This is a genomic window from Variovorax paradoxus (assembly GCF_030815975.1).
Taxonomy (GTDB): Bacteria; Pseudomonadota; Gammaproteobacteria; order Burkholderiales; family Burkholderiaceae_C; genus Variovorax; species Variovorax paradoxus_N.
The window spans coordinates 4,907,522-4,923,146 of record NZ_JAUSXL010000002.1; the positions used below are offsets into that span (position 1 = coordinate 4,907,522).

Sequence of the window (15,625 nt, forward strand, 5' to 3'; positions counted from 1 at the left end):
CTGCGTATTCTGAATACGACATATAGAAACTGGAACAACCAAGTTCTCAGTTCTAAATAGCCAAATCAACTAAGCAACCGCTTTCCCCACCAGAGGCAATCAAAAATGGCACGCATGGTTCAGTGCATCAAGCTCGGCAAAGAGGCCGAAGGGCTCGACTTCCCGCCCTATCCGGGGGAACTGGGCAAGCGCCTGTGGGAAAACGTCAGCAAGGAAGCCTGGGCCGCCTGGCTCAAGCAGCAGACCATGCTGGTCAACGAAAACCGGCTGAATCTGGCCGATCTGCGCGCCCGCCAATACCTTGCCCGCCAGATGGAAAAGCATTTCTTCGGCGAAGGCGCCGACGTGGCCCAGGGTTACGTGCCTCCTCCTCCCCCCTCGAACTGAGCCCGCCTTGGCCGCCGAGCCCGTCGCCTGGCGCGCCGACGGCGTGCCGCACAGCGAGCGCTTCGACGACATCTATCACACCGTAACCGGGGCGCTGGCGCAGTCGCGCCACGTGTTCCTGGGCGGCTGTGGCCTGCCTGAAGCCTGGTCCGGACGGCCGCATTGGCGGATTCTCGAAACCGGATTCGGGCTGGGCCTCAATTTCCTGACAACCTGGCAAGCGTGGCGTGCGGACGCGAACCGGCCGCGGATGCTGCACTTCGTCGCCATCGAGGCGCATCCGGTCGGGCCCGAAGACCTGCTGCGCGCCGCCGGGGCCTACCCGGAGCTGATGCCGCTGGCCAGGGAACTGGCCGCGCAGTGGCACGGGCTGCTGCCGGGCTTTCATCGCCTGGCCTTCGACGCGGGCCGCGTGCTGCTCACGCTGTGCATCGGCGACGTGCAGCCAATGCTGCGCGCGCAGCGCTTCGAGGCCGACAGCATCTTTCTCGACGGTTTCAGCCCGCAGCAGAACCCGGCCATGTGGTCGCCCGACACGCTGAAGGCCGTGTCGCGCTTTGCGCGCCAGGGCACCGGCCTGGCCACCTGGACCTATGCCCGTGCGGTGCGCGATGCGCTCTCGCAGAACGGCTTCCAGCTCCAAAGGCGCCAGGGCCTGCCGCCCAAGCGCGACTGCCTGAACGGCGTGTTCGCGCCGGCCTGGACGGTTCGGCGCCGCGGCCCCGCGCCGGAGCGGATCGAAACCCCGGGCCGCTGCGCCGTGATCGGCGCCGGGCTGGCCGGCGCGGCGGTGGCCGCCAGCCTGGCGCGCCGCGGATGGCAGGTCATGGTGCTCGATGCGGCCGACCGCCCGGCCGCCGGCGCTTCCGGCCTGCCGGTCGGCGTGATGGCGCCGCACGTCTCGCCCGACGACGCCCTGCTGTCGCGGCTCACGCGCGCCGGTATTCGCGCGACCTGGCACGAACTGCAACGCCTGCTGGAGCAAGGCCGCGACTGGCGCGCCAGCGGCGTGCTGGAGCGCCGGCCCGACGGCGACACGCGCGTTCCCGCCGGGTGGAGCGATGGCGGCCCCAATGAATCGTGGCCTGCAAGCGCCGCGCAGCTGGCGCAAGCCGGCTTGCCGGCCGATGCGCCCGCCCTCTGGCATGCGCGCGCGGGCTGGGTTCGCCCGCAACGGCTGATCACCGCCTGGCTGCGCGGGCCGGGCATCGAATTCCGCGGCAGCGCGCGGATGGCACGCATGGCGCGCAGTGCCGGCGCATGGCAGCTGTTCGATGCAGCGGACCGGCTGCTGGCCGAGGCGGAGCGCGTGGTGGTCGCCGCGGGCTTCGAGTCTGGCCGCTTCGCTCCGGGGCTTCCGCTGCAGCCCGTGCGCGGCCAGGTCATGTGGGGTTCCATGACGGCCGATCCCGGGCTTCCGGCGGCCCCCATCAATGGTGACGGCCACCTGATCGCGCATGTCCCGGCCGATGATGGCAGCCACCTCTGGCTGGCCGGCGCCACCTTCGACCGCGACAGCACCGAGCTCGAACCGAACGACGCCGATGCCGCCGCCAACCGCGAGCGCCTGCAGCGCCTGCACCCCGGCGCAGCCGCCGCACTGGCCGCGAGTTTCGACCGCGGCGAGGCCCACGCCTGGGTCGGCGTGCGCTGCGCGTCGGGCGACCGCCGGCCGCTGGTCGGTCCGCTCGATGCCGATGCGGTCGGTGCGTCCAGCCTCTGGGCGTGCACCGCGCTGGGCTCGCGCGGCCTGAGCTTCGCGGCCCTGTGCGCGGAGCTGCTGGCCGCGCAATGGCACGGCGAGCCGCTGCCGTTGCCCGCCAACCTGGCCAAGGCGCTCGCAACGCAGCGCACCCAGGCGTAGGCGCCAGCCCGCCAAGGCCCGAGAATGCATCGCATGGCCATCCAATACGACATCATCCACACCACCGTCTACCGCTACAAAAAGCCGGTCACCTTTGGCCTGCACCGGGTGATGTTCCGCCCGCGCGACAGCCATGACCTGCGTGTGCTGGCCACCGACCTGCAGGTGAGCCCCCAGTCGTTCACGCGGCTGATCCAGGACCCGCATTCGAACTCGGTCGCGCTGGTGCAGCCCATGGGCGAGGCCACCGAGCTGCGCATCGTGTGCTCCTTCACCATCGAGCACGTGCCGGCGCAGCAGGACCAGCTCGCGCTCGATCCGGCCGCCGAGTTTCTGCCCTTCGCCTATTCGGTGCAGGAGCGCCTCGATCTCGAGCACTACCTGCGTCCGCACCACGACGACGATGCCAGCGGCACGCTGATCCGCTGGGCCCACCAGTTCCTGCACACCGACCAGCCCAACAGCACGCGCGAAGTGCTCGCGCGCATGAACGCGCACATCGGCCAGAGCCTCGAATACCGGGCGCGCGACGAAGAAGGCACGCAGACGCCGCTGCAGACGCTGGCGCTCGGCAGCGGCAGCTGCCGCGACTACGCGCTGCTGATGATGGAAGCCGCGCGGCGCCTGGGCATCGCCACGCGCTTCGTCTCGGGCTACCTGTACGACGCCGCGCTCGACCGCGCGGCCCAGGCACCCGGCGAATCGATGACCGGCGCCGGCACCACGCACGCCTGGCTGCAGGCCTACCTGCCGGGCATCGGCTGGCTCGCCTTCGACCCGACCAACAACCTCATGGGCAGCGGCCAGCTGATCCGCGTCGGCGTCACGCGCGACCCGGCGCAGGCCGCGCCGATCTCGGGCAGCTGGTATGGCGATGCCGAGGCCTACGAGGGCCTCGAAGCCACGGTGGTGGTGACGCGCCGCAAGGACTGATGCGCCGCACCCAGGTGTCGCGCAGGAGATAGCAGCTACGGGAAAGCCCGGGCCGACGCGCCCGGCAACGCTCCTACGCTCCGCCGCCGGTTCAGTGAAATAGCACGGTCGTTCTCTACGGGCCGGCCAGGCTGCGCTGCGCCGGGCTTCTTCCCAACAACACAAGAACGGAGAGAGACATCCCATGCATTCCACGCGCCTGACATTTCTTGCCCTTGCAGCCAGCCTTGCCGTCGCATCCTGCGGCGGGGGCGGAGGCAACGGTTTTGCCTTCACGCCACTGGCGCCGGCTCCGGCACCCGCGCCGCCGGCGCCGCCTCCTCCTCCCCCTGCGCCGCCCGAAGAGACGCGCCTGCAGGACAGCCGCAATTCCTTCGCACCCGCCGACCCGGCGGCCACCACCTTCGCAGCGCTCGCGGCCGATGCGGGCGACACCATCGACAACACCACCACCAGCCGTTGGGCCGGCATGCTCGGCGGCGCGCAGTACCGCATCGAGGTGCCCGCCAACTGGAACGGCAAGCTCGTGATGTACGCCCACGGCTATGCCGGCGAGAGCAACCTGCTGGTCGTGAACAACCCTTCCATCCGCCGCTTCCTGATCCAGAACGGCTACGCCTGGGCCGCATCGAGCTACAGCAAGAATTTCTACGACGTGCGCGCAGGCGTGGAAGACACCAACGCGCTGGCCCTGCAGTTCAACGCCGTCGCCAAGGCCAGCGGCCGCGAGCTCGCGGCGCCATCGAAGATCTACATCACGGGCCATTCGATGGGCGGCCACATCACGGCGGCGGCCATCGAGGACGAGGCCTACGCCACCGCCAACCACAAGGTGAAGTACCACGGCGCGGTGCCGATGTGCGGCGTGACGGGCGACACCGAGCTGTTCGACTACTTCGCTGGCGCGCAGGTTGCCGCGCAGGCGCTCGCGGGACTACCGAAGTACCCGACCGTGAACTGGTCGGACATCAAGGCGCAGGTCACGGGCACGCTGTACACCGCCTTCCCGGGCACGCCCACGGCCACCGGCCTGAAGTTCGGCTCGGTGGTGAAGAACCTCACGGGCGGCGAGCGGCCCATGTTCGACCTCGGCTTCACGCAGGGCGGCTCGTTCGCGGCGGTGTGGGGCGTGTTCGGCAGCGACGGCACGGTCAACGGCATCCTGAACAGGAGCACGCTCGACACCAACCGCTTCACCTACACCATCGACGGCGACGTGCCGGGAACCACGGCACTGAACGCCGCAACGCTCAAGCTCAGCGCGGCGGCCGACGCCAACCGCCTGCGCACCGATGGCCTGCGCTGGATCCCCAAGGCGAATGGCGAGTTCAAGATTCCGGTGGTCACGCTGCACACGCTGGGCGACCTCTACGTGCCCTTCAGCATGGAGCAGATCTACAACCAGCGCGTGGCGGTCAAGGGCAACAGCGGCTGGCTGGTGCAGCGCGCGGTGCGCGGCATCTCGCATTGCGACTTCACGATCGCCGAGCAGGTCGAAGCCTTCGACGCGATGGTCAAGTGGGAGCGCGACGGCGTGAAGCCGGCCGGCGACGACGTGATCACCGCGGCCACGGTGGCCGACCCGGCCTATGGCTGCACATTCACGCGCCCGCTCGGCGCGGTGGATGAAAGCAGCACCAGCAAGGCGACGCGTCCGGGCGCGGCGGCCGCACGCCCCTGCCCGCCGTGAACCGCGTGACCGGCATGTGGATCGGCAGGCGGTCGGCGGCCGCGCTGTAGCATCGCCTCCACCCATAGGCAACCCACGAGCGCTGCACGATGCCCGCGACATTCAAGATCTCCGAAGACGACTACGTCGATGCCATGAAGCTCTACGCGCGGTTGCCGCGCCTGGCGCAATGGATCCTGGCCGCCGCTGCCGTGCTGCTCGTGCTGGCGGCGGTCTTCGGCACGCGGCAGGTCCAGGCGAGCGCACTGGGCGGGCTGGTCGGCGGCGCGAGCGTTCTGCTGGCCATGCGCTTCGTGCTCATGCCGATGACGGCCCGCCGGCACTACCGCAAGTACAAGGCGATCCGGGAAGAGTTTTCGGCGGAGCTGCTCGACGACGCACTGCGCCTTCGCGCCCCGCACGGCGAGAGCCGGATCGTCTGGGCGAACGTGCTCAAGTGGCGCCAGGACGATCGCTTCGTGCTGCTCTACCTGATGCCGCGCCTCTTCCATGCGCTGCCCAAGTCGGTGGGCGCGCAGGGCTTCGACCTGCCAGGACTCATCGAACGGCTGAACCGGCACGTCGGCCCCGAACATTGACGGCCGCTGGAATCAGCGGCAATGTCGCTCCCATTGGCCAGGCACCCAAGGCTCCTTCAAGGACAGCACATGAGATTCCCCGCACTCACCGCCGGCATGCTCGCTGCCGCGGCGCTGGCCTGGCATGCCGCACCTTCGTCCGCAGAGCCGGCCCGGCGCGTGCCGGCGCCAGCGGCCGACCTGCCGGCCTCGCCCACCACGAAATACGACGTCGCCGTGTTCGCCGGCGGTTGCTTCTGGGGCGTGCAAGGCGTGTTCCAGCGCGTCAGGGGCGTGAACAACGCCGTGTCCGGCTATGCCGGCGGCCAAGCGAAGACGGCGCGCTATGAGGACGTGGGTTCAGGCCGCACCGGCCATGCCGAATCGGTGCGCATCACCTACGACCCGCGGCAGATCAGCTACGGCAAGCTGCTGCAGATCTATTTCTCGGTGGCGCACGACCCGACCCAGCTGAACCGGCAGGGGCCGGACACAGGCCCTCAATACCGCTCCACCGTGTTTGCCGAGAACGCCGAGCAGGCCCACATCGCGAAGGCATACATCGTGCAGCTGAACCAGGCCAGGACCTTCGGCAAGCCACTGGCGACCACCATCGAAATGGCGAAGCCGTTTTATGCGGCCGAGTCCTATCACCAGGACTTCCTCACCCGCCATCCAGGCAACGAGTACATCGTATTCAACGACCTGCCGAAGATCGAAGACTTGAGGAAGCTGTTTCCGGAGAGCTACCGCTCGAAGCCCGTGCTGGTGAATGCGGCGAAGGGCGGCTGAAGCTCAGCCTGGCTTCGGCGCGTCCGCCAGCGCGTCGTAGGCACCGCGGCGCGCGGCCTGGTTGCAGCGGGCACGGTGCACCAGCGCCTTCTGCGCCGCAGCGGCATTGGCGGCGTCGCCTTTCCAGGCGTCCAGCGCCGGCTGCTGGACGGCGCGCGAGTATGAAAACGCCAGCGCCCAGGGCAGCCGCGGCCCGGCTTTCGCGTTCATGGCGTTCAACCGGGCCGAAGCGAGCTGCGCCGACTGGCCGCCCGACAGGAACGCGATGCCCGGCACGGCCGCAGGCACGACACGCAGCAGGCACGACAGCGTGGCGTGGGCGACCTCGTCCACGCTCTCCTGCGTCGGGCAATCGTGCCCGGGCAGCACCATGTTCGGCTTCAGGAGCATGCCTTCGAGCAGCACACCCTGCAGACGCAGTTGGACGAACACCGCATGCAGGGTTTCTTCGGTAATTTCCGCGCAGCGCGCGAGGGAATGATCGCCCTCCATCAGCACTTCGGGCTCGACGATGGGAACGAGTCCGGCCTCCTGGCACAAGGCTGCATAGCGGGCCAGCGCGTGGGCATTGACCTCGATGCACGCACGGCTGGGCAGGCCGGCGCCGGGCGTGATGACGCCGCGCCATTTGGCGAAGCGCGCACCCATGGCGGCATATTCGGCCAGTCGCTCGCGCAGGCCGTCCAACCCTTCGGTGACCGTCTCCCCGGGATGGCCCGCCAGCGGCTTCGCGCCGGTGTCGACCTTGATGCCGGGGATGATGCCCGCGCTGGCGAGCACCGAGACAAAGGACGCGCCCGAGTTCGTTCGCTGGCGGATGGTTTCGTCGAAGAGGATCGCGCCGCTGATGCTGGCGCCCAGGCCCGGCGCGGTGACGATCAGTTCGCGCCAGTCGCGCCGTGCATCCTCGGTCTGGGGAATGCCCAGTTTCGCGAAGCGCTTGTGGCAGGTGGCGTTGCTCTCGTCCATCGCGAGCAAGCCCTTGTCGCCGGCGACCAGCGCCTGTGCGGTATCGATCAATGCCTGTGCAGTCATGGTGCTGTGACCCTCGCTTGCGAAGATCGTACGCCTCCCCCTGCGCCAAGGCTAGATCACGTTCTTCTCGATCAATGGCCGGTTCTCGAGGATCCGCGCGAAGGACACCGGCGACAGGTCGAGGCTGCGGTACCCGCCATACCGGATCAGCTCCGCCACGCCGCGCCCTGCCGCCGGGCACTGCTGGAGCCCATGCCCGGAAAAGCCGTTGGCGAAGAACAGGTTGTCGCAGTCCGGATGCAGGCCGAGGATCGCGTTGTGGTCGAACAGGTTCATCTCGTAGTAGCCGGCCCATGCGCCGGTCATGCGAACAGCCTCGAAGGCGGGCACGCGCCTGGCCAATGCGGGCCAGATGAAATCGTCGAACACGCGGTAGTCGACTTCGAGCGGCGCATCGTCGCGGTCCCGGTCCTGTGGCGGCGCAAAGCCGCAGATGAACCGACGGCCCTCGGGGCGCAGCCAGATGCCCGAGGTGTCGATCACCAACGGGCAGCCCGGCAGGGTCTCGGGGCACGAAAAACTGAACACCATGCGGCGGCGCCCGCGCACCGGCAGGTCGATGCCGGCCCAGCCCGCCACCTTTGCGGCCCAGGCGCCGGCGGCATTGACCACCACGTCGGCGGGGAGCACGCTGCCAATGTCGAGTTCGACGCCCGCCACCGCCCGGCCGCTGCGCTGCAATCCGGTGGCCTGCGCCTGCACATAGCGCGCCCCCTGCGAAATGGCTTTCTTGCGAAAGGCCTGCAACAGGCTGTAGCCGTCGTACCAGCCCTCGCCCGAAAGGCCCAGCGACGCCAGCGCGATGCCCTCGGCCGACATCCATGGAAAGCGCGCCTTCAGTTCGCCGGGCGCCATCAGGATCACGTCGACGCCGTGCGCCTTCTGCAACGCATGGTTCTCGCGCAGCACATCGACGCCCTCCGGCGGCGCCAGGTACAGATACCCGGGCTCGACCAGGCCGATGTCGGGCACGTTGTCTTCGACCCGCAGGCTTTCGCCAAGGCCGCGAAAGAACTCGATGCCGTAGAGCGACATCTCGATGTTGATGGCGGTCGAAAACTGCTGCCGGATCGAACTGGCCGACAAGGCCGACGACGCCTGCGTGTACGAGAAGTCGCGCTCGACCACGGTAATGTCGAACGGCTCCTCCTGCGGGTCCCGGTTCAGGAAATAGGCGATGGCGGAGCCGATGGCACCGCCGCCGATGATCACCACACGACGCATGAAATTCCTTTCTTGCTGTTCACCGAAAAGGCGCGAGCCCGGCACGCAGAATAGCAACGATGAGAAAAGATATTCCCAACCTGGGTGCCTTGCAGGCCTTCGAGGCCTCGGCACGCCTGGGGAGCTTCACCCGCGCGGCTGCCGAACTCGCGCTGACGCAAAGCGCCGTCGGGCGGCAGGTGGCCACGCTCGAACAGCGGCTGGGCGTGGCGCTGTTTTCGCGCGTGCGGCGGCGCCTCACGCTCACCGACACCGGGCGCGAATACGCGGCGCGCATCCGCCGCCATCTCGACCAGATCCGCCGCGACACGCTGGAGATCAGCGCCGGCCACGAGATGGGCTTTGTGCTCGAAGTGGCCGTGGTGCCCACCTTTGCCACGCAATGGCTGATTCCGCGGCTGCCCGATTTCAGCCGGCGGCATCCCAACATCACCGTCAATCTTTCGGCGCGCTCGCAGCCCTTCTCGTTCCAGGAGAACGCCTACGACGCGGCCATCTATTTCGGCGACCAGTTCTGGCCCGGCACCCAGGGCGGGCTGATCTTTTCCGAAGGCGAGATGGTTCCGGTCTGCAGCCCCGCCTTCCGCGATGCCAACGGCCCGTGGGATGAATCTGCCTTCGGGCGTTGCCGCCACGTTCACCTGGGCACGCGCACGCAGGCGTGGCGCGACTGGTATGCGCAGCAGGGCTGGGACTACACCGTGCACGCCTCGCGCGGGCCGCGCTACGAACTCTTCACCATGGTGACCGCCGCTGCGGCCGCCGGCATGGGCGTGGGCCTGGCGCCGCGCATCCTGATCGAGCGCGAACTGCGCACCGGCGAGCTCGTGATCCCGATCGACCGGCACCTGGACGTGCGCCAGGGCTACTACTTCGCGTATCCCGAGGGCCGCCCGGCTTCCGGGGCGCTGGAGCACTTCGAGCGCTGGGTGCTTGGGCTGATGCCAGCCTAGACCGGATTGGGATTGCGCTCCAGGAACCCCTGCTGGTGCCAGTACGGGTACGCCCGCGTCGTGGCGCTGGCGGCATCGAGTTCGGCCACCTGCGCGGGCGTGAGCTTCCAGCCCGTGGCGCCCAGGTTCTGGCGAAGCTGCGCCTCGTCGCGCGCGCCGATCACCACGCTCGACACGGTCGGGCGCTGCAGCAGCCAGTTCAGCGCCACCTGCGGCACGGTCTTGCCGACCTCGGTGCCGACCTTCTCGAGCGCATCGACCACGCGAAAAAGCAGTTCGTCGGGCACCGGCGGGCCCATGTCGGCCGTCACGTGCAGCCGGCTCGTGGCCGGCAGCGGCTGGCCGCGGCGGATCTTGCCGGTGAGCCGGCCCCAGCCCAGCGGACTCCAGACCACCGCGCCCACGCCCTGGTCCTGCGCGAGCGGCATCAGCTCCCATTCGTAGTCGCGCCCGACCAGCGAGTAGTAGGCCTGGTGCGCCACGTAGCGCGCGTAGCCATAGCGCTCGGCCACCGCCAGCGACTTCATCAGGTGCCAGCCCGAGAAGTTCGAAACGCCGATGTAGCGCAGCTTGCCTGCGCGCACCAGGTCGTCGAGCGTGGCGAGCGTTTCCTCCATCGGCGTGCTCGCGTCGAAGCCATGCAGCTGGAACAGGTCGATGTAGTCGGTGCCCAGGCGCTTGAGCGCGCCATCGACCGCGCGCACCAGGTGGTAGCGCGACGAACCCACCTCGTTCGGCCCGTCGCCGCTGCGAAAGGTGGCCTTGGTCGAGATCAGCAGCTGGTCGCGCGGGCGGCCCTTGATCGCCTCGCCGAGCACCGACTCGGCCGCGCCGGCCGAATAGATGTCCGCGCTGTCGAACATGTTGACGCCCGCCTCCAGGCAGATGTCGATCAGCTTGCGGGCCCCGGCCACGTCGGTGCTGCCCCAGGCACTGAAAAGCTCGCCTTTGCCGCCGAAAGTACCGGTGCCGAAACTCAATACGGGGACCTTGAGGCCCGATTTGCCGAGATGACGGTATTCCAAGGTATGACTCCTTTCATCGAATGAACGAACGAACAGGACGAATGACGCATCCATTGTTGGCCGCTGCATGGAACCCTCGCCGCGCGTCGGGCTTTGCGATCCACCGGCCCGGTACGATCGAGCGATGCAGATCGCGATTGAAAACCCCGACCAACCCGACGTCATCCAGCTCATCGCCGACCTCGATGCATACCAGAAGCCGCTGTACCCGCCCGAGAGCCACTACGGCATCAGCATTGCGGCGCTGTCGGCGGCCCACGTGCTGTTCGCGGTCGCGCGCGACGAGGCGGGCACGGCCATCGGCTGCGGCGCCCTCGTCGTGAACCCCGGCTACGGCGAACTCAAGCGCATGTACGTGCGGCCGCAGCACCGCGGACAAGGCGTTGCCGCGAAGGTGCTGGGCTTTCTCGAAGCCGAAGCGGCCGCGCGCGGATGTGCCGTGTTCCGGCTGGAAACGGGTGTGCGGCAGCCCGAGGCGCTCGCGTTCTATGCGCGTGCAGGGTACGCGCGGCGCGAGCGGTTCGGCGGCTACCCCGACGATCCGTTGAGCGTTTTCATGCAGAAGGAGAAGGCGGCGCCGTAGCCCTATCCACGTCGCGCTTCGCAGTTGGCGAACCCCTGGAGCCCGGCCAGCTCATCCAGGATGGGACATTCCGGGCGGTCGTCACCTTCGCAGCAATGGGCCAGGCGCTCCAGCAGGCGCTTCATGTGCGCGAGCTCCTCGATCCGCTGGGCCAGGTCGTCGGCCCGTTCGAGTGCGACGCGCTTCACATCGAAGCTCGCGCGATGCCCGTCGCGCCACAGTGCGTGCAACGCGGCGACTTCCGGTGTTTCGAAACCCAGTGCGTGCGCCCTTCGCGCGAAGCGCAGTGTCGACACGGCGCGTTCGTCATAGCGGCAGCCGTCCTCTTCGGTGCGCGCCATCCCGTCGAGCAGCCCGAGCGACTCGCAGTCGCGCAGCAATTGCGCTGACGCGCCGGACCGGGCAACAACGTCGGCAAGAGACAAGCGCGCCGCAGCAGTCGGTGCCGTGATGAGACGTTCCATGGAGTTCTCCTTCCAGCCAAAGTGCAAAGTCTCGCCCTTCACACCATGGGAGAGTCAAGAAGCCGCAAGGTGGGCATGAAAGACGGGATCAGGGTAATCCCTTGATTTCGCACGTCGACCACGCCAAAGCCCCTCTTTCCTGGCCCGCTACTTGCGATATCGTTCGAAAATGACAGAAAATTTTCTTATCTGTCATATATTTGTAAATTCATTTTCATCGCCCGCACCCTTCAAGGTGCATCGCCCGCCCCATGAGCACCAACGTCGACACCAATGGCACCACCGTGGCCCAGCGCATCGCGCAGGCGCTGCCGCGGCTGACGCGTTCGCACCGCCAGGTGGCTGACTTCGTGCTGGAGCATCCGCTGCAAGTCGCCACGCTGCCGATCGACGAACTCGCGGCTGCCGTGGGCGTGTCCGTTGCCACCGCCAACCGCTTTGCGCGCGCGCTGGATTTCGACGGCTACGCCACCTTCCGCGCCGAACTCGTGCGCGGCTTCGAATCGCTGGTGGCGCCGGTGGAGCGGCTGCGCGGCAACCTTGAGCATCCGACCACCGTGGCCGAAGTGTTCGCCACTGCGCTCGACGAGAGCCGGCGCAACATCGAAGCCACGCGCCAGTCGCTCGACTACGCGGCCTGCGAAGCCGCGGTGCAGCGCATCGGCAAGGCGCGCTCCGTCTACATTGCCGGCTTCGGCGCCAGCGCCTGGCTCGCCGGGCTGTTGCAGCACGGGCTCGACGGCAGCTGCAACGACGTGCGGATGCTGTCCAGCGTCAGCGGCGTCACGCATGCGGCGCGCACGCTGATGCATGCCGGCCCGCAAGACCTTTTCATCGGCCTGACCTTTCCGCGCTACCTCACGGACACGGTGGCGCTGGCGCAGATCGCCAAGGGCCAGGGCTGCGCCGTGCTCGCGCTGACCGACCGCCCGAGTTCCCCGCTGGCGCCGCTGGCCGACGTGGTGCTCTATTGCCAGACCGAAACCAGCTACCGGCCGAACTGCGAAACCAGCGTGCTGGCATTGATCGAGGCGCTGACCAGCGCGGTGGCGCTGCGCGCGCCCCGCGCGGTGCAGTCCGCGGGCCGCATCCTGCAGGCGGTGCGGCCCTGGCTGCATGGCGCGCAGGGCCTGCCGCGGGCGGAAGCCTCCTCCTCCACGCAGGTTGCCGGTGCCGCTCCGGCCGGCGCCCGCAACAAAAAGAAGAAAGCTTCCCGATGAAGAACATCACGCCCGTCATCGCCATTCACGGCGGTGCCGGCACCATCAGTGCCGCCACGACCAGCGCAGACCAGGCGCAGGCTTATCACGACGCGTTGCAGAACATCGTGCGTGCCGCGCAGGCGATGCTGCGGAAGGGCGCATCCGCGCTCGACGCTACCTGCCTGGCGGTCGAACTGCTCGAAGAGTGCCCGCTTTTCAACGCGGGCCACGGCGCGGTGTTCACGCATGAGGAAACCCACGAGCTCGACGCCGCCGTGATGGACGGCGCAACGCTCGCCGCCGGTGCCATTGCCGGCGTCTGCCATGTCCGCCGCCCGGTGCGCGCCGCGCGTGCCGTGCTCGAAGACGGCGCCCATGTGCTGCTGGCCGGCGCCGGCGCCGAAGCCTTCGCATGCGAGCATGGGCTCGAGATGGTCGAACCTTTCTTCTTCTCCACCGAGGCACGCCGCCAGCAGCTCTACCGCGTGCGCGACACCGGCCGCGTGGTGACCGACCACGAAGGTGCCGCCATGACGCCGCCGCTCGACGAAGACAAGAAGTTCGGCACCGTGGGTGCTGTCGCGCTCGACATGCACGGCCATCTTGCGGCGGCCACCTCGACCGGCGGCATGACCAACAAGCGCGTCGGCCGCATCGGCGATTCGCCGCTGATCGGCGCCGGCACCTATGCCGACGACCGCACGGCCGCCGTGTCTTGCACCGGCAGCGGCGAAATGTTCATCCGCGTCGCTGCCGCCTACGACATCTGCGCGCGCATGGCCTACGGCGGCGCCACGCTCGAAGCCGCCACGCATGCCGTGGTGCACCAGTCGCTGCCCGCCATCGGCGGCACCGGCGGGCTGATCGCCATCGACCGCCACGGCAACCTGAGCCTCGCCTTCAACACCGAAGGCATGTACCGCGGCCACGCGCGCGGCGACGAAGCACCCGCAACAGCCATCTTCGCCTGACCGCACGCGCCCTCTTCCTTTCGCACTCCCATGTCCTCCCCTGCCCTCGCCCTGCCAGACGGCCGCGTCCTCGCCGTCGACGACCTCACCGTGCGTTTCTCGACCTCCGAGCGCACGGTCGATGCGGTCAAGAACCTTTCCTTCCACGTCGACCATGGCGAAACGCTCGCGGTGGTGGGCGAATCGGGCTCGGGCAAGTCGGTGACTTCACTCGCGCTGATGCGGCTGGTGGAGCACGGCGGCGGCCGCATCCTCGGCGGGCGCATGGCGTTCCGCCGCCGCAACGGCGAAGTGCTCGACCTCGCGCAGGCACGCGACAGCGCAATGCGCAACATCCGCGGCGCGGACATCGCGATGATCTTCCAGGAGCCGATGACCTCGTTGAACCCGGTGTTCACGGCCGGCGAGCAGATCGCTGAGGCCATCCGCATCCACCAGGGCAAGAACGATGCGGCCGCGCGCGCCGAGGCGCTGCGCATGCTGGAGCTGGTGCGCATTCCCGAAGCGCGCAACGTGCTCGACCGCTTTCCGCACCAGCTGTCGGGCGGCATGCGCCAGCGCGTGATGATCGCGATGGCGCTCTCATGCAAGCCGCAGCTGCTGATTGCCGACGAACCCACCACCGCGCTCGACGTGACCATCCAGGCGCAGATCCTCCAGCTCATCCGCGAGCTGCAGAAGGAGATGCGCATGGGCGTGCTCTTCATCACGCACGACATGGGCGTGGTGGCCGAGATTGCCGATCGCGTGCTCGTGATGTACCGCGGCGACAAGGTCGAAGCCGGCAGCTCCGACGCCGTGTTTGCCGCGCCGCAGCACCCTTACACCAAGGCGCTGCTATCGGCCGTGCCGAAGCTGGGCGCGATGCAGGGCACCGACCTGCCCGCCAAGTTCGAGCTGCTGCGCACCGAGGGCAGCCCCGACACCGTGCTCTGCACCCACACCACGCCGCAAACCACCGTGCGCGAAGAGGCTGGCCCGATCCTGCGCGTGCGCGACCTCGTCACGCGCTTCGACGTGCGCAGCGGCCTGTTCGGCCGCGTGAAGCGCCGCGTGCATGCGGTGGAGAAGATCAGCTTCGACCTCTATCCCGGCGAGACGCTGGCGCTGGTCGGTGAATCGGGCTGCGGCAAGTCGACCACCGGCCGCTCGCTGCTGCGCCTGGTCGAGAGCCAGAGCGGCGCCATCGAGTTCGGCGGCCAGAACATCCGCGAGCTGCCCACGCGCGAGCTGCAGGCCCTGCGCCGCAACATCCAGTTCATCTTTCAGGACCCGTTCGCCTCGCTCGATCCGCGCGTGACAGTGGGCTTCTCGATCATGGAGCCGCTGCTGATCCACAACATCGCCAAGGGCGCCGAGGCGCAGCAGCGCGTCGACTGGCTGCTGCAGAAGGTGGGCCTGCCGCCCGAGGTGGCGCAGCGCTATCCGCACGAGTTCTCGGGTGGCCAGCGCCAGCGCATCGCGATTGCGCGCGCCCTCGCGCTCAACCCCAAGGTGGTGGTGGCGGACGAATCGGTGTCGGCGCTGGACGTGTCGATCCAGGCGCAGATCGTCAACCTCATGCTCGACCTGCAGCGCGAGCTGGGCGTGGCCTTTCTGTTCATCTCGCACGATATGGCCGTGGTCGAGCGCATCAGCCACCGCGTGGCCGTGATGTACCTGGGCCAGATCGTCGAGATCGGTCCGCGCCGCGCGGTGTTCGAAGCGCCGCAGCACGCCTACACCCGCAAGCTGATGGCCGCGGTGCCGGTGGCCGACCCGTCGCGCCGCCACAAGCCGCGCGCGCTGCTCGAAGGCGAGATCCCGAGCCCGATCCGCGCCGTCGGCGACGAGCCCGACGTGCCGCCGCTGGTGCAAGTTGCACCAGGCCACTTCGTGGCACGGCATGCCATCGGCGGCGCCTTCTGAGCGATCGACAGATTTTTTCAACCCGCAGGCCCTCCTG

The 15,625-nt window shown here is 68.5% G+C and carries 15 protein-coding genes; 11 read left to right on the forward strand and 4 right to left on the reverse strand.

Annotation, left to right across the window (positions count from 1 at the left end):
* Positions 1–105 precede the first annotated feature (105 nt).
* From QFZ47_RS26840 to msrA, 6 genes are all read left to right on the forward strand, one after another.
* Entirely contained in the window at positions 106–387 is a 282-nt protein-coding gene (locus tag QFZ47_RS26840) for an oxidative damage protection protein (protein WP_307658532.1), read from the forward strand.
* A 7-nt stretch (positions 388–394) separates the two neighbouring features.
* A complete protein-coding gene (gene mnmC / locus QFZ47_RS26845; RefSeq protein WP_307658533.1) occupies positions 395–2,251 on the forward strand; it encodes a bifunctional tRNA (5-methylaminomethyl-2-thiouridine)(34)-methyltransferase MnmC2/FAD-dependent 5-carboxymethylaminomethyl-2-thiouridine(34) oxidoreductase MnmC1 in 1,857 nt (618 codons plus the stop codon).
* 33 nt (positions 2,252–2,284) lie between these two features.
* Positions 2,285–3,184 carry a transglutaminase family protein gene (locus QFZ47_RS26850; RefSeq protein ID WP_307658534.1) on the forward strand — a complete coding sequence of 300 codons (900 nt, stop codon included), beginning with the start codon at positions 2,285–2,287 and terminating at the stop codon, positions 3,182–3,184.
* A gap of 184 nt (positions 3,185–3,368) precedes the next feature.
* Entirely contained in the window at positions 3,369–4,874 is a 1,506-nt protein-coding gene (locus tag QFZ47_RS26855) for an alpha/beta hydrolase family protein (protein WP_307658535.1), read from the forward strand.
* Positions 4,875–4,963: 89 nt separating this feature from the next.
* A complete protein-coding gene (locus QFZ47_RS26860; protein ID WP_307658536.1) occupies positions 4,964–5,452 on the forward strand; it encodes a YcxB family protein in 489 nt (162 codons plus the stop codon).
* Between the two features lie 69 nt (positions 5,453–5,521).
* A complete protein-coding gene (gene msrA / locus QFZ47_RS26865; RefSeq protein WP_307658537.1) occupies positions 5,522–6,223 on the forward strand; it encodes a peptide-methionine (S)-S-oxide reductase MsrA in 702 nt (233 codons plus the stop codon).
* A gap of 3 nt (positions 6,224–6,226) precedes the next feature.
* Here msrA and QFZ47_RS26870 read toward each other — a convergent pair whose 3' ends face one another.
* The gene (locus QFZ47_RS26870) at positions 6,227–7,258 is read right to left on the reverse strand and encodes a class I fructose-bisphosphate aldolase (protein ID WP_307658538.1); all 1,032 of its coding nucleotides are present in this window, start codon (positions 7,256–7,258) and stop codon (positions 6,227–6,229) included.
* Positions 7,259–7,309: 51 nt separating this feature from the next.
* On the reverse strand, positions 7,310–8,482 hold the full coding sequence (locus QFZ47_RS26875) for an NAD(P)/FAD-dependent oxidoreductase (protein WP_307658539.1): 1,173 nt from the start codon (positions 8,480–8,482) through the stop codon (positions 7,310–7,312).
* A gap of 59 nt (positions 8,483–8,541) precedes the next feature.
* Here QFZ47_RS26875 and QFZ47_RS26880 point away from each other — a divergent pair, with 59 nt between their 5' ends.
* A complete protein-coding gene (locus QFZ47_RS26880; protein ID WP_307658540.1) occupies positions 8,542–9,435 on the forward strand; it encodes a LysR substrate-binding domain-containing protein in 894 nt (297 codons plus the stop codon).
* Here QFZ47_RS26880 and QFZ47_RS26885 read toward each other — a convergent pair.
* Positions 9,432–10,460, reverse strand: a complete 1,029-nt coding sequence (locus tag QFZ47_RS26885; protein WP_307658541.1) for an aldo/keto reductase — start codon at positions 10,458–10,460, stop codon at positions 9,432–9,434. The genes QFZ47_RS26880 and QFZ47_RS26885 overlap by 4 nt on opposite strands.
* A 124-nt stretch (positions 10,461–10,584) precedes the next feature.
* On the opposite strand from QFZ47_RS26885, the gene QFZ47_RS26890 reads away from it, so the two are divergent.
* Entirely contained in the window at positions 10,585–11,043 is a 459-nt protein-coding gene (locus tag QFZ47_RS26890; protein WP_307658542.1) for a GNAT family N-acetyltransferase, read from the forward strand.
* Between the two features lie 2 nt (positions 11,044–11,045).
* Here the strand turns inward: QFZ47_RS26890 and QFZ47_RS26895 are convergent, their stop codons facing one another.
* Positions 11,046–11,507 carry a MerR family DNA-binding protein gene (locus QFZ47_RS26895; protein WP_307658543.1) on the reverse strand — a complete coding sequence of 154 codons (462 nt, stop codon included), beginning with the start codon at positions 11,505–11,507 and terminating at the stop codon, positions 11,046–11,048.
* 251 nt (positions 11,508–11,758) lie between these two features.
* On the opposite strand from QFZ47_RS26895, the gene QFZ47_RS26900 reads away from it, so the two are divergent.
* From QFZ47_RS26900 to QFZ47_RS26910, 3 genes are read left to right on the forward strand one after another with little or no spacing between them, the layout of a single operon-like run.
* A complete protein-coding gene (locus tag QFZ47_RS26900) occupies positions 11,759–12,727 on the forward strand; it encodes a MurR/RpiR family transcriptional regulator (RefSeq protein ID WP_307658544.1) in 969 nt (322 codons plus the stop codon).
* A complete protein-coding gene (locus tag QFZ47_RS26905; protein WP_307658545.1) occupies positions 12,724–13,680 on the forward strand; it encodes an isoaspartyl peptidase/L-asparaginase family protein in 957 nt (318 codons plus the stop codon). Before QFZ47_RS26900 ends, QFZ47_RS26905 begins: the two co-directional genes overlap by 4 nt.
* 30 nt (positions 13,681–13,710) lie before the next feature.
* Complete coding sequence (locus tag QFZ47_RS26910) at positions 13,711–15,588, forward strand: dipeptide ABC transporter ATP-binding protein (protein ID WP_307658546.1); 1,878 nt, start codon at positions 13,711–13,713, stop codon at positions 15,586–15,588.
* The last annotated feature ends 37 nt before the right edge of the window (positions 15,589–15,625 follow it).

Bases quoted from the DNA above. Each gene is read 5' to 3' on its own strand.
- QFZ47_RS26840 (WP_307658532.1), top strand. From the start codon at position 106: ATGGCACGCATGGTTCAGTGCATCAAGCTCGGCAAAGAGGCCGAAGGG.
- QFZ47_RS26850 (WP_307658534.1), top strand. From the start codon at position 2,285: ATGGCCATCCAATACGACATCATCCACACCACCGTCTACCGCTACAAA.
- QFZ47_RS26855 (WP_307658535.1), top strand. From the start codon at position 3,369: ATGCATTCCACGCGCCTGACATTTCTTGCCCTTGCAGCCAGCCTTGCC.
- QFZ47_RS26860 (WP_307658536.1), top strand. From the start codon at position 4,964: ATGCCCGCGACATTCAAGATCTCCGAAGACGACTACGTCGATGCCATG.
- msrA (WP_307658537.1), top strand. From the start codon at position 5,522: ATGAGATTCCCCGCACTCACCGCCGGCATGCTCGCTGCCGCGGCGCTG.
- QFZ47_RS26870 (WP_307658538.1), bottom strand. From the start codon at position 7,258: ATGACTGCACAGGCATTGATCGATACCGCACAGGCGCTGGTCGCCGGC.
- QFZ47_RS26875 (WP_307658539.1), bottom strand. From the start codon at position 8,482: ATGCGTCGTGTGGTGATCATCGGCGGCGGTGCCATCGGCTCCGCCATC.
- QFZ47_RS26880 (WP_307658540.1), top strand. From the start codon at position 8,542: ATGAGAAAAGATATTCCCAACCTGGGTGCCTTGCAGGCCTTCGAGGCC.
- QFZ47_RS26890 (WP_307658542.1), top strand. From the start codon at position 10,585: ATGCAGATCGCGATTGAAAACCCCGACCAACCCGACGTCATCCAGCTC.
- QFZ47_RS26895 (WP_307658543.1), bottom strand. From the start codon at position 11,507: ATGGAACGTCTCATCACGGCACCGACTGCTGCGGCGCGCTTGTCTCTT.
- QFZ47_RS26900 (WP_307658544.1), top strand. From the start codon at position 11,759: ATGAGCACCAACGTCGACACCAATGGCACCACCGTGGCCCAGCGCATC.
- QFZ47_RS26905 (WP_307658545.1), top strand. From the start codon at position 12,724: ATGAAGAACATCACGCCCGTCATCGCCATTCACGGCGGTGCCGGCACC.
- QFZ47_RS26910 (WP_307658546.1), top strand. From the start codon at position 13,711: ATGTCCTCCCCTGCCCTCGCCCTGCCAGACGGCCGCGTCCTCGCCGTC.